Below are 12,953 nucleotides of genomic sequence, written 5' to 3'. Positions count from 1 at the left end.
AGGGGGAGAGCAATGGAGGGAAAGGCGTAACTTGCGCCAAAGCCACTGCCCTACGCTGAAAGCTTATGTTCCGACTACAATCTCCCGAATACCTTTGGTTGCTGCTGGCCGTCCCGGTCTTACTGGCCATCTTCGTGTGGTACTGGCGGCAACGCCGGGCGGCACTGCAACGCTTTGCCAACCGTGAGTTGCTCGATCACCTGGCCCCGGGGCTGAACCGGCGTTTGCCCTGGACGAAATTCTCGCTCCTCCTGCTGGCCATTCCTTTTCTCGCGTTGGCCCTGGCCAACCCCCAGTGGGCGGCCGAGCGGCAGGAGATCAAGCGGCGGGGCATCGACATCATCATCGGGCTGGACATTTCCAACTCGATGCTGGCCGAAGACGTCCAGCCCAGCCGCATGGAACGGGCGCGCTACTTTTCTACTGCGCTGGTGGACGAGCTGGTGGGGAACAACCTGGGCGTGGAGCTTTTCACCTGTACCTCGCTGATGCAGGCGCCGTTGACGACGGATTATGCCTTCGTCAAGTCGGTCCTCTCCGCCGCCGCGCCTTACCAGATCAGCGCCCAGGGCACCAACCTGGCCGAGGCCATTGAACGCGCCGAAGAAGCCTACGAAGAAGGCAGTGCCAACCACCGCGCCCTCATCCTGATTTCCGACGGGGAAGACCACACGGGGTCGGCAGCGGCGGCAGCGGCGGCGGCCCACGGCAAGGGTTTGCTCATCTACACCGTCGGCGTCGGCAAGCAAGAAGGCAGCCTCATGCCCGTTACCCTGAGCAATGGCCGCAAAGACTACGTCCGCACCACCGGCGGCGGCGCAGCCACGACCAACGCCAATCCCGCCACCCTGGAAGCCATCGCCAGCCAGGGCGGCGGTGCCTACTTCCCCCTCACGGGCGACAGCAAAGCCCTGGCCAACGCCATCCGCGCCCGCGTAGACCGCATCGAGAAACAAGAGTTTGAAAGCCAATCTTTTTCTACTTACGATAGTTACTTCTACTACTTCCTGGCCCCCGCCCTCCTGCTGCTGCTCATCGAGTTCAGCATGGGTTGGAAAGACCGCAAGCGGGCCGCCGCTTTTGAGATTTAAACCACCCACCTGCCCAACCTAACTTCCACAAACCGCCACCGATGTACCTGAGAATCTGCCTCCTTGCCCTTTGCTTTATCGCGACCCTGAGCACCCTCGATGCCCAGGCGGCCCACCGTGCCCTGCGCCGGGGAGATAAGGCCTACAAAGATCAGAACTACGAGCAAGCCCGCCAGGAATACAACCAGGCCCTGGAAAAAGACAACTCCGCCCAAGGAAATTACAACCTCGGCAACGCCCTCTACGAACGCGGCGACTACCAGGAAGCCGCCAAACGCTACGAAGAAGCGGCCAGCCTGACGGATGACCCCGACGTAAGCTCCCGCGCCTACCGCAACCTCGGCGACGCCCAGTACCAACAAAAGCAGTACCAGGAAAGCATCGAAGCCTACAAGCAAAGCCTCCGCATCAATCCCGACGACGTAGAAACCAAGTACAACCTCAGCAAAGCCATCCGCCAGCTCCAGCAACAGGAACAGCAGCAACAGCAAAACCAACAGAACCAAGACCAGCAGGAGCAGGAACAGCAGCAAAACCAACAACAGCAACAGCAGGGAGAGGGCCAGCCCGACGAGCAGCAGCAGCAGCAGCAAAACCAGCAGCAGCAACCCGGCGAACAACAGCAACAACCGGGTCAACCCCAAGACAACCCCAACCAACAAGACAGCCCCCAGAACCAGCAAGGCCAATCGCAGGCCAACCCCAACCAGCCCCGCATGAGCCGCGAAGAAGCCGAACGGCAACTGGCCATCGCCGCCGAAGCGGAAAAGGAGACCATGCGCAAATTGCAGAAGGGCGAACGCTCGGGCTGCACCGATGGCAAGGATTGGTAAATGCGCTGCGTCAAGCCCCGGATGGGAGGATGTGTCCCCTTGTTTTCGCTGTACCCCGGTAACGTACGAAGACCCTACTACAACCCTTAGTGACCTTAATGTCTTAGTGGTTCAAAAAAACCGCGCAGCGGAAAAAAACCAGCATCCTAAACCCGCGCCCGACGTAAAAAGTACCAGCCCCCCAGTAAGCCCGCCAGCATGAAGCAGATGGCAATAATCTGCGCCTGGCTAAGGGAAAGCCCCAGCACGTCATAGCGGTCATTGACCCGGATGAACTCAATGAAAAAGCGCTCCACTCCATTGAAGAAAAGGTAGATCGCAAAAAGCAGGCCCGGCACCGGCGTAAGCCTTTTGCGGAGGGCCCAGAGCACGCCCCCAATCCCGAAGGCCATCACCGTTTCATAAACTGACGTGGGGTACACCGCCTCCGCCAGGCGGTAGCAGTAGTCCAGTTCGCAGCCCGCCATCTTCACCCCGCGCTCGAGCACGTTGTGGGGGAAGTCATAACTCCATACCCAGTCGGGCAAAAACCACCACGCAGGCTGGGGGGCGGCCACGATGCCCCAGTCGCCGTCGCCGCTCAACTGGCAGCCGATGCGACCCACGCCGTAGGCCACAATCAGGGAAGGAGCCACGGCATCCACCACGGGCATCGCGGGAATATGGTTGCGGCGCAGGTACCAGAACACGGCCAGCGCGCCTCCGATGAGGCCGCCGTAGATGGCCAGTCCATCGCCACTGAGCAGCACGCCCAGCGGATCTTCAAAGAAGCGCGGCAAATATTCGAGGATGGCAAAAAACTTGGCCCCCAGGATACCGCCCAGCGCCGCCATCATCGTGATGGGGCCCACCCGATCACTGGGGTAAACGTCGACCTCCCGGGGCTGAACGTCACTGGGAGCCTTGGTGCTCAGGTAATAGTAGTAGCCCAGGAAGGCCAGGCCACCGAGCAGGCCGCTCCACCACCAGCCCTCCGTGGAGAGCAACACCCCCGTCGGGTCCTCTTTCCAGGTGTCCAGGTTGGCAATGGCGTAGGGTACCTTATAGCCCAGCACGAAGCCAAATACCCCGTTGAAAAGGTAGTCTGCCGTAGTCACGCCCGCGCCCGGTGCCACCGTCATCCGCCGGGGCTGGAGCTGGCCGATGGATTCGCGGCGCTGCAACTCCCACTTCAGCAGGCGGGCGGCAACGATGAAGGCCAGCAAAAGAAAGAACCCGAAGGTCTTGAAAATGCTCAGCCAATTATCCGGCGCCGTACCGAAAAGGTCGTGAAAAAGGTAGGAAAGATCGGGGTACATAACAACGGAAGTGGGTACGGGTGGCTTAGAGCATATTCACAGTACAACAGGGGAATCCATAAGGCGGGCCAACAGCCCTGCGCCGTAAAAGTAGCGCCCAGCGGAGTCTCCCCACTGGCCTAGCGCGATTCTTCGATGCGCTGGATGAGGCCCTGGATGGCGCGCTCGTAGTTGCCCAGATCGGGGGGGAGGGTGCTCAGGGCCTGCTTGGCGTAGCTGAGGGCCTGGTCGGCTTTACCTTGCTTGAGGAGGAACTCGGCCAGGCGGTAGTACTGGCGGTAGCCGGTGGCAGCGTCGTTGGCGGCAGCCTGGGCTCCCGCCTCGATGGCCAGGTCCAGGACCTTCGCGTCGTGAATAAAACCGGAAGAGGAGGTGGTCTGGAAAATCTCTTCCAGGCGGGCATTTTCGCCGAGTACGCCCTTATCAAGGTACTTCTTGGCGGCTTTGTAGAAGGTTTTGAGGTCGCTGCCCTTCGCCGCCAGGGCAAAAGCGCCGGCCAGGGCGAGTTGCTTGCTGGCTGCGGCATCCACCAGCGCCATTTTTTCTACCGCCGTTTTCATCAGGTTGGCGTCTTTATATTCCAGTGCCTTGGCTTTGGTGGCCAGTACGGCCCGCTCCACCTGGTTGCGGTAAGCTTCTTCGCCAAAACGGGCGATGATGGCGTCCTCCTTTTCTACCAGGAGGTCAAAGATGCGGCTGTCGGCTTCCGTTGCCGCCACCAGCAAAATATTGAGGTGCTCGTCCGAGGTGAGGTCCTGCTGCTCGCGGAGGTAATCATTCGTCACTTTCAGGTGGCTTTCCTTGCTGCGCACCAGGGCCCGGATGTACTTCAGGGCCAGTTTGGCGTCGCGCGGTCCGGCTTCCCACTGGGCCGCGTAAGCATCCAGATCGTCCATCTTCCCCATCGCTACCCCTCCGGCGGCAATGAGTCCCTCCACCCGCTGTCCGCCAACCAGCTGGTGGACCACCTCGTTTTTACCATCAATGAAGAACAGGGTCGGGTAGGCCCGCACGCGGTGCTTCTGCCGGAATTCTGCCGACTCCTCCTTCTCCATATCAAATTTCACGTTGATGAAATTGGCGTTGAAGTACTCCCCCACTGCCGCCTGGGGAAAGACGTTGGCCGCCATCTGCTTGCAGGGGCCACACCAGCTGGCGTAGGCATCCACAAAGATCAACTTGTCTTCGGCTGCGGCCTTGGCCAGCGCCTCCGACCAGGTCCCTTTGAAAAATTCAATGCCCTGGGCCGAAAGACTTCCGGCCAGGAAGAACAGGGAGAAAACAACAAAGCATTTCCGAAACAAAGCAAACATGCGTCGATAATTTATGGAGGCTAAAGACTTTCCCCCCGGACGGCGGAAGGCCCAAAGAAAGGTCTAAGATACAGCATCATCGGGCTTATTCCCAGGGGCCTGCGGTCGGCGGGGGACGGGGTCGGGGCCGTGGCCGCCCCAGGGGTGGCAACTGCCAATGCGCTTGAGCGCCAACCAGGTGCCTTTGAATACCCCCCATTCCTCAATCGCCCCAATCGCGTAACTGGAACACGTGGGCTGGTACCGGCACTTGTTGGGGCCGAGCAGGGGCGACAGCGCTACCTGGTAAATCCGAATGGGCAAAATCAGTAACCACTTCAGCATAGTGGGGAAACGATTCCAAACCCGGGCCGGTTGCCCAAAACAGTAGAAAGGCTCCCCGCAAACAATGGTTTGGAGGAGCCTTTCGCTAGAGTCAGAACTTTCACTGTTATCGACTCCAACGGAAGCGTTTTTCCGGATGTTCGGTCCCTCCTGAATTTTTTTTGGGCTGGGCAAAAAAATTTTTAGCGGCAGAAACTTCCACCCGCTGGGTTGCTGCCTAGCGTTGTACCTGGCCACAGCTCCTTACCACCACACCCTAGGCCTAGCCAGCGTAGCGAGGGGATTCATCCACTCGCCTAAGTTTGATCACCTGTCTTCGCTATCCGCCCCCCTAGTTGTCTCCCGGCACAATCTGCAAGGTCGCCTGGCGAGCGGGTGCCTCGGGGCCAATCTTCTCCAGCAAAAAGTTGGTCATCTTAGTGTAGAGGTGCAGGCGGGTAAGCCCACCGTAGATGCCGTGGTTGCGGTTGGGGTAGAAGTAGGTATCAAACTGCTTGTTGTTCGCAATCAGGGCATTGGCCATCTCGGCGGTGTGCTGGAAGTGGACATTGTCGTCGCCCATACCGTGCACCAGCAGTAAGTCTCCCTTCAGGCGGTCGGCGTAGTGAATGGGGCTGTTTTCGTCGTAGCCCTTTTCATTTTCGGCGTAGGTGCGCATGTAGCGCTCGGTGTAGATAGAGTCGTACCATTTCCAGTTGGTTACCGGCGCTACGGAGATGGCGGCGGCAAAAACATCATTGCCCTGCAGGATGCCGTGGAGGGCCATGAACCCGCCGTAGGACCAGCCGAAGATGCCAATTTTGTCTTTGTCGATAAAGTCCAGCCCACCCAGGTAGCGGGCGGCGGCAACCTGGTCTTCCGTTTCCTGCTTACCCAGCGTGAGGTAGGTGTCTTTCTTGAAGTCTGCCCCGCGCGCGCCCGTGCCCCGGTTATCCACCACCGCCACGGCAAAACCGTGCTGCACCAGCATTTGAAACCAGAGCATGTTCTGCCCGCGCCAGTTATCGAGCACCTGCTGGCTGCCCGGGCCGCCGTAGACGTGCATCAGCAGCGGATGCTTGCGGCCGGCCGGGGCCTGGGCGGGTTTGAGTAAGTAACCGTTCAGGGTATGCCCCTTTTCCGTAGTGAAGGTGAAAAATTCCACGGGCTGCACCCCGTGCCGGGTCAGCTTTTTCCGGAGGTCCATATTGTCGATGATCTTCCGGACGGGTTCTCCGGCATTGTCCATCACGGTCACGGTAGTCGGCTGGTTGATGGTGGAGTGGGAAAGGACGAAGTAATCAAAGGTCCCCGAAAACTGGGCTTCGTTCACACCAGCCATAGCGGCCAGCGGGCGGGGGAGGTCTCTTCCCTTGAGGCTTTTCGTGTAGACTTCCCGGCGCAGGGGACTTTCCTTCGCGGCCTGGAAGTAGATCCGCCCTTCGTGGGTGCCGTAAAACTTGGTGACGTCCCAGTTGCCACTCGTCAGTTGCTGTTTGGGGCCGCCGTCCATGGGGTACAGGTAGAGGTGATTGTATCCCGCTGCTTCGCTCGCCCAGATGAAGCCTTCTCCACCGGGCAGGAAAGTGAGGTCGTCGTGCACGTCAAGGTAGTACTTGTCTTCCTCCGTCAGCAGGGTGCGTTGCGCCCCGGTGCTGGGGTTGAACAGCAACAATTCGAGTTTGCTCTGGTGGCGGTTCATACGCTGGGCCGTCAGTCCATCGCTCTTCGTCGTCCACTGCACCCGGGGCAGGTAGTGCCATTCGTCTTCGGGACTGGTATTGACGGTAAGGAGGTCGCGGGTTTTCCCCGTAGGCAGGTGGAAGGCGTGCAGGCTCACCGTGCTGTTTTCCATGCCCACTTTGGGGTATTTGAAGGTGTTGTACTCGGGGTAAAGTTCACCGTGGAAATCGGTGTAGGTAAATTCGGGCACCTTCGTCTCGTCAAATTTGAGGTAGGCGAGGTAGTCGCCGTCGGGGCTCCAGTGGATGGCGGCGGAGAAGGAAAATTCTTCTTCGTACACCCAGTCGGCGGCACCGTTGATGATCTTATTGACCGCTCCATCATCGGTCACCCGCGTCAGTTCACCGCTGCTCAGTTCCTTGATCCATACGTCGTTGTCTACCACAAATGCGACGCGCTGCCCGGTGGGGTCCAGCGTCGCCAGCCGGTGCTTTTTTTCGGGAAAAACCGGCGTCAGGCGCTGGTCTTTCAGGTCGTAGACGAAGAAATAGGCCTGCGAGCTGCGGCGAAAAAGCGGCTCGCTCTGGTTGCTCAGCAGCAGTTTGCTTTCGTCTGCACTGAAGTGGTAGTCATCAATCTTACCGCTGAATCCAGTCGCTTTGGGCAGGTCCTGGCCACTGACGATCACCGCTGAGCGCTGGCCCGTTTTCAGGTCGTAGCGCACCACGGCATTGTTCTCCAGCCGGGCGTAAGAGCGGCCGTCGAGCAGGAAATTGAACCCACTTACGCCCTCCCCGCTGAAGGTGTAATTGCGCCAGATGTCATCGAGCGTAATGGCCTCCGTTTGCGCTTGGCTGGCGAAACTGGTGAGCAAAAGGGCGAGGAAAATAATGGATCGCATGGTCTGGAGGTTTTGCTGGTCAAAAAGCAGAGTGGCGAAGATAGCAAAGGCGAAGAGCATGGCGCGGCCGCAGGTGCCGGGTAGCGGACAAAAACAGCAATGCCCGTCAATCCAGGCCCGGAGGATATTACGTAAGTCGCTTCCTCAAGCAAAGCCACCGTTCACCGCAAAATTTAGTATTATTGCGTAGTCTTTCCCCACCCAGCTCCCCCCATCCCGGAGCGTATTTACAGTATGTCAGAAAATGAAACCAAGCGCCTGGTGCGTCTGGGCCGCTTTACTTTTGCTGGTGCACTACTTGCCCGCGCAATCGATCAGCAAACCGTATTTCGCCGCCGAGATTGCTAACGACGTATTTTACCTTCCGCTGAAAACGGACCGCTACTTCACCAGTGGCATCCAGTTGGAGGCCGGCCGCAGCAACCTGCAGCCGAACCTTCTGATCCCTGCCCTCAACACCCACCATACCCGTTACTGGCGGATCAACCAGAGCATCTTCACCCCCCAGGCCATTGATTCGGTCAGGCTGGTGCGCGGAGACCACCCCTTTGCCAGTTATTTGGTGTTGAGCAACGGCGTCAGCGTAGTACAACCCCTGCTGGGGACCACCGTCACTTCCGAATGGACCCTCGGCGTCCTCGGCAAGTATTCCGGCGGCGGACGCATGCAGAACGCCCTCCACCGCATGGTCAATTTTGCCGAGGAAATCCCCGGCTGGAACCACGAAGTAAAACCTGACCTAATTGTCAACTACCGCCTGCACTACCAACGCCTTTTCTTCCTCTCCCCCCGCCTGCACTTCGAAGCACGGTTAGCAGGGCAGCTGGGCAGCCTCTACACCGACGGCAGTATGGGAATGGCATTGCGGGCGGTTCCCCTGCAATTCAACTCCCGCACTTTTGTGGAATTGATCCTGGGCAGCACCACCCGGGTAGTGGGCTACAACGCCACGCTTTCCGGCGGACTATTCAACCGCGACGATCGCTACCGCGGCGTCATCGTCCCCAAAAGAATCGTGGGCCGTACCGAATACGGCGGGGCAGTACACCTCAACGGCTTGGTCCTGGAAGGCGGTGTCGTGATGCTGGGCAAAGAATTCGACGGGGGGCTCAGTCACCGCTGGGCCTGGATCGGACTGCGCCTGGAGTAGCCGCCTGATCCGCCAAGAATGCTTTACCGATGGTGGCAATGGTCTCGTCCAGGGAACGGTAGGGCCGTCCGCTGGCCTCCACGTAGGCGGAGCCGTCGTACTGGTAGCGAGCCTGGACGTTGCGGTGGCTTTCCCGGGTGATCAACGGGCGCTGCCCCCTCAGCTTGGCGCGCAGGCCTTCCACCGGCCAGAGCAGTGCCGACTGCCAGGGAGCCAAGCCCAGGCGGGGTGCTTTGGCCCCGATGCTCCGCGCAATTTTTTCCTGGAGGTCCCGCCAACTCAGGTTGCCGGCGTTGAGCAGGAAGCGGTCGCCGTCCACATCCCTGTCCAAAACGAAGAGCGTGGCGTCTACAACGTCGCGGAGATCGACAAAGCCGGCCGTGCCCAGGGGATAAAAACTGCGTTCGGCGGCGGCCATGCGCCAGAGGGCAGGGGTGTTCTGGCCCGCCCAGTTGCCCGGCCCCAGGATGATGGAGGGGTAGAGTACGGCCACCTGCAGTCCTTCGGCTTGTCCGCGCCAAACCTCCCGTTCGGCGGCAAATTTGCTTTCGGCGTAGGCGGTCTTGGGGCGTTCGCTGGGCCAGCGGTTGGCCAGGCCGGTCACTTTCCCGCCGTCTACGCGGTCGAGGGCCGCCACTGAACTGAGGTGGATAAGGCGACGTACGCCCGCTTCCAGGGCCATATTTACTACGTTGGCCGTTCCTTCGCCGTTGACCAGCAGGAGGGCATCGCGGTCGTGGGCCTGGTAGGAGACCATAGCCGCTGCGTGGATGACGGTATCTACTCCTTCCATGGCCGCCAATAAACTTTCGGGGTCGTTCAGGTCGCCCCGGTACAACGTAGCGAGGGCACTAATTTCCGCGCTGGCCGCTGGGTCGGAGTCTTCCCGCACCAGGGCCCGGAGAGGGTGCCCAGCCTCCGCCAGGGCGCGGGCCAGGGCCATCCCCAGCAAGCCAGTAGCCCCGGTGAGGAGAAGTTGAGCCATCAGTTGGGGAGGCTTAGGGCGGGCAGGTAGAGGGCGCCGTTGATGGTATCCAGGCGGGCACCGGTGGCCGAAGCCAGGGCATTGGGCAGTCCTTCCACCCGCAGCAAAGCCGCCAGGGCAATGAGGGCCGCTTCCTTAAAATCGCCAATCATACTGGCCGGAGCCTCGAAGCTGAAAGGGGCCTGCTGGTCTTGGGCCGCTTGCTGGAGGCCGTCGAGCAGGAAACTGTTGCGGGCTCCGCCGCCGGTCACCAGCACCTTGCTCCTTGTTCCTTCCCCGGCACCTGCGGCCGCGCCCAAAAGCAAAAGATCGTGGACAATTTGCTGCGCCAGCCAGTGCGCGAAGCTGTGCAGAAGATCGGCGGGCGTAGCCGGGAGTTTTTCGATTTTGGGCCAGAGTACTTCGCGTACCCAGGCGTTGTCGAGCGATTTCGGGTAGGGCTGCTGGTGGTAGGGCAAGTCCAGCGCAGCCGCAAAATCGGGGACGATCCGCCCGCTGCGGGCCAGTGCGCCGTCGGCATCGAAGGCCAGGCCAGCGCGCTCCGCCAGGCGGTCGAGGACCTGACAGCAACCGCTGACGTCGCCAGCCGAGAAAGTCCCGTCCGGCTGTCGCACACTAATGTTGGCAATGCCGCCGAGGTTAAGGAAGGCCGGGTGGGCGGGAAAAAGGTGCAGGTCGGCCAATGGCGCGAGGGGCGCACCCTGCCCGCCGTGGGCGAGGTCGGCCCCCCGCAGCTCCGTTACCGTCGGTAGGCCGAGGGCGTTGGCCAGTGCCGCGCCATCGCCGATCTGGGTGGTGAAGGCGGCTTCCGGGTGGTGAAAAACCGTGTGGCCGTGGCTGCCCGCCAGGGTGGGCGCGTACTGGGGGTGGCGGTCCAGAAAAGCCCGCGCCCGCTGCCCCACCCAGCGGCCGTAGTCGGTGTGCAAACGCCAGAGCTCCCGGCCAGGCAGGGCCGGAGCCGAGCGCAAACGGGCGCGCCAGGGCGGGGGATAGGCGTCGGTTTCGGCCGCCAGAATTTCCCAGTCGGGCACCAGCCGCTCCGCACCGGGGTCCAGGCGCAGGCGGCAAATGGCCAGGTCCAGCCCGTCGAGCGAGCTGCCAGACATCATGCCCAGTACGAGGTATTCGGCCGCCATCCGGCTTACTCTTTTTTGAACGTCATGGTGTATTCGGCCATCGCCTTGATTTCGTCCTCGCTGAGGATGTCACCAAAAGGCGTCATTACGCCGTTTTCACTGCCGTTCTTGATGATGTTGATGCGGTACTCCAGGGGTTTCTCGCTTTCCTGGAGGTTGGCCGCGCCGTTGGTCCCCATATCGCCGTACAAACCGTGGCAGGCGATGCAGCGGACCTTCCAGATCTTTTTGACGTCGATGTCTTTCTTTGCCGCAGCGTTGGTGGCGGTAGGGGGTGCCTCGCTGGGCGCATTCTCGCCGCCGCCGCAAGCCAGGGCAATCAGGGCCAGAACGAGGAGGATGGAAAACTTTTGCATGGGGAGATTTTTTGGAGGGGTGAAGATACCTTGTGCGGACCGTTGGGAAAATTTTTTTGCCCACTGGCCACCCTTTTCAACCCAAACTGCCAAAGTAATAAGCTGGTTCAGCGGCGGGGAAATTGGCGTGGTCGCGGGTGCTGTCCGCCTGATTCCAGGCCCGGCAGCTCACCGCCAGCGTTTAATAGCGTGCCACTCAAGCGCTTAGGAAAGAAAATTACGCCGTCTGCTACTCCACTTCGTAAAAAGTAGTATCTTTGCGGGCCGAAAGCGAAACAGCGCTCAAAGAATACAGTTATGCAGTCCGTACAAGTTAGCGGTGAAGTCCGCGAAAATCTGGGTAAGAAGTTTAGCAAGACCGTCCGTCGTGATGGTATCGTTCCCGCCGTTCTTTACGGTGCTGGCGACCCAGTTCACTTTACCGTTAAGCCCCTGGACGTTCGTCACCTGGTTTACTCTCCCGAGTTTAAGTTGGCGGAGATCACGCTGAACGGCACGACCTACTCGGCCATTGTTAAGGACTACCAGTTCCACCCAGTGACCGATGCCTTGATGCACATCGACTTCCTGGCCCTGCAAAAAGGCCACCCCGTGAAGGTAGAAGTTCCCGTAACGTTTGAGGGCACCAGCCCCGGCGTTCGCGGTGGCGGTAAGCTCCTCGTCTCCGTACGGCGGGTAAAGATCAAAACTACTCCCGAGCACCTGGTGGACCAGGTGGTGCTCAACATCGGCAAGCTCCAGTTGGGCCAGGCCATCCGGGTACGCGACATCGCCCCTATGGAAGGTGTAGAAATCATGAACCCAGGCGGTACCCCCATCGCCACGGTTGAAGTGCCACGCGCCCTGCGCTCTGCCGCTACTGCCGCCCGCAAAGAGGCCGAGAAGGCCGCCAAGGGTGGTGCTGCCGTTGCAGTGGCCGACGACGCTGGCGACGAAGAAGCTGGCGACGACGCAGAATAGTCTTCCCCCAAAATAGCCGAACGATAGCTTCGGCACCGGGCCTTCGGGCCCATTTCTTGGTAGCCTCCCCCGTCTTCAATGGATGGGGGAGGTTACTTTTTTTACGTGAGGTCCAGACGTTTTACGTCGCAGGATGGCTTGGTTTACGCACGAGGTAAGGTGGGTCGGAGGGGGTTGCAGTCGACGTGAAACGACTCCACCTCACGTGAAACGTCTCCACCTCACGGCGAGGTGAGGTCCAGACGTTTTACGTCGCAGGATGGCTTGGTTTATGCACGAGGTAAGGTGGGTCGAAGGGGGTTGCAGTCGACGTGAAACGTCTCCACCTCACGTGAAACGCCTCCACCTCACGGCGAGGTGAGGTCCAGACGTTTTACGTCGCAGGATGGCTTGGTTTATGCACGAGGTAAGGTGGTCGGAGGGGGTTGCAGTCGACGTGAAACGACTCCACCTCACGTGAAACGTCTCCACCTCACGGCGAGGTGAGGTCCAGACGTTTTACTTCGCAGGATGGCTTGGTTTACGCACGAGGTAAGGTGGTCGGAAGGGGGTTGCAGTCGACGTGAAACGTCTCCACCTCACGTGAAACGTCTCCACCTCACGGCGAGGTGAGGTCCAGACGTTTTACTTCGCAGGATGGCTTGGTTTATGCACGAGGTAAGGTGGGTCGAAGGGGGTTGCAGTCGACGTGAAACGACTCCACCTCACGTGAAACGTCTCCACCTCACGGCGAGGTGAGGTCCAGACGTTTTACGTCGCAGGATGGCTTGGTTTATGCACGAGGTAAGGTGGTCGGAGGGGGTTGCAGTCGACGTGAAACGACTCCACCTCACGTGAAACGTCTCCACCTAGGGTGTGTAATCTGACGGGAAATCTGTTCGCCGTTTTTTGGCTCCCTTGTAAAAACGTAACTACTGGTTTTAAACGTAGTTATGAGTTTTTCC

General features: G+C 59.9%; 11 protein-coding genes. 4 read left to right on the top strand and 7 right to left on the bottom strand.

The window, feature by feature from the left end:
* Nucleotides 1-65: 65 nt before the first annotated feature.
* Both H9S92_RS19610 and H9S92_RS19605 read left to right on the top strand, forming a co-directional pair.
* Nucleotides 66-1,091 (top strand): VWA domain-containing protein, encoded by a 1,026-nt coding sequence (locus H9S92_RS19610; protein ID WP_187468398.1) that lies wholly within the window; start codon nucleotides 66-68, stop codon nucleotides 1,089-1,091.
* 41 nt (nucleotides 1,092-1,132) lie between these two features.
* Nucleotides 1,133-1,924 (top strand): tetratricopeptide repeat protein, encoded by a 792-nt coding sequence (locus H9S92_RS19605; protein ID WP_187468397.1) that lies wholly within the window; start codon nucleotides 1,133-1,135, stop codon nucleotides 1,922-1,924.
* Between the two features lie 146 nt (nucleotides 1,925-2,070).
* Here H9S92_RS19605 and H9S92_RS19600 read toward each other — a convergent pair whose 3' ends face one another.
* From H9S92_RS19600 to H9S92_RS19585, 4 genes are all read right to left on the bottom strand, one after another.
* Nucleotides 2,071-3,222, bottom strand: a complete 1,152-nt coding sequence (locus tag H9S92_RS19600; protein ID WP_187468396.1) for a prolipoprotein diacylglyceryl transferase — start codon at nucleotides 3,220-3,222, stop codon at nucleotides 2,071-2,073.
* A 119-nt stretch (nucleotides 3,223-3,341) separates the two neighbouring features.
* A complete protein-coding gene (locus H9S92_RS19595) occupies nucleotides 3,342-4,535 on the bottom strand; it encodes a thioredoxin family protein (RefSeq protein ID WP_187468395.1) in 1,194 nt (397 codons plus the stop codon).
* Nucleotides 4,536-4,598: 63 nt separating this feature from the next.
* The gene (gene yidD, locus H9S92_RS19590; protein ID WP_187468394.1) at nucleotides 4,599-4,859 is read right to left on the bottom strand and encodes a membrane protein insertion efficiency factor YidD; all 261 of its coding nucleotides are present in this window, start codon (nucleotides 4,857-4,859) and stop codon (nucleotides 4,599-4,601) included.
* A 331-nt stretch (nucleotides 4,860-5,190) separates the two neighbouring features.
* Complete coding sequence (locus tag H9S92_RS19585; RefSeq protein WP_187468393.1) at nucleotides 5,191-7,422, bottom strand: S9 family peptidase; 2,232 nt, start codon at nucleotides 7,420-7,422, stop codon at nucleotides 5,191-5,193.
* A gap of 244 nt (nucleotides 7,423-7,666) precedes the next feature.
* Between H9S92_RS19585 and H9S92_RS19580 the strand changes: the two genes are divergently transcribed.
* Entirely contained in the window at nucleotides 7,667-8,572 is a 906-nt protein-coding gene (locus tag H9S92_RS19580) for a lipid A-modifier LpxR family protein (RefSeq protein WP_187468392.1), read from the top strand.
* On the opposite strand, the gene H9S92_RS19575 is transcribed toward H9S92_RS19580, so the two are convergent.
* The 3 genes from H9S92_RS19575 to H9S92_RS19565 are packed head-to-tail and all read right to left on the bottom strand — an operon-like array spanning nucleotide 8,532 to nucleotide 11,049.
* Nucleotides 8,532-9,557: an NAD-dependent epimerase/dehydratase family protein gene (locus H9S92_RS19575; protein WP_187468391.1), complete on the bottom strand. Its 1,026-nt coding sequence runs from the start codon at nucleotides 9,555-9,557 to the stop codon at nucleotides 8,532-8,534. The two genes, H9S92_RS19580 and H9S92_RS19575, sit on opposite strands and share 41 nt — an antisense overlap.
* Nucleotides 9,557-10,693 carry an anhydro-N-acetylmuramic acid kinase gene (locus H9S92_RS19570; protein WP_187468390.1) on the bottom strand — a complete coding sequence of 379 codons (1,137 nt, stop codon included), beginning with the start codon at nucleotides 10,691-10,693 and terminating at the stop codon, nucleotides 9,557-9,559. Before H9S92_RS19570 ends, H9S92_RS19575 begins: the two co-directional genes overlap by 1 nt.
* A gap of 5 nt (nucleotides 10,694-10,698) precedes the next feature.
* Nucleotides 10,699-11,049 carry a c-type cytochrome gene (locus H9S92_RS19565; protein WP_187468389.1) on the bottom strand — a complete coding sequence of 117 codons (351 nt, stop codon included), beginning with the start codon at nucleotides 11,047-11,049 and terminating at the stop codon, nucleotides 10,699-10,701.
* Between the two features lie 297 nt (nucleotides 11,050-11,346).
* Between H9S92_RS19565 and H9S92_RS19560 the strand changes: the two genes are divergently transcribed.
* Nucleotides 11,347-12,009 carry a 50S ribosomal protein L25 gene (locus H9S92_RS19560; protein ID WP_187468388.1) on the top strand — a complete coding sequence of 221 codons (663 nt, stop codon included), beginning with the start codon at nucleotides 11,347-11,349 and terminating at the stop codon, nucleotides 12,007-12,009.
* Nucleotides 12,010-12,953: the final 944 nt, after the last annotated feature.

The sequence above is a fragment of the Neolewinella lacunae genome, assembly GCF_014349155.1.
GTDB classification, from domain to species: Bacteria; Bacteroidota; Bacteroidia; order Chitinophagales; family Saprospiraceae; genus Neolewinella; species Neolewinella lacunae.
This window is presented reverse-complemented; position numbering and strand designations above follow the sequence as displayed.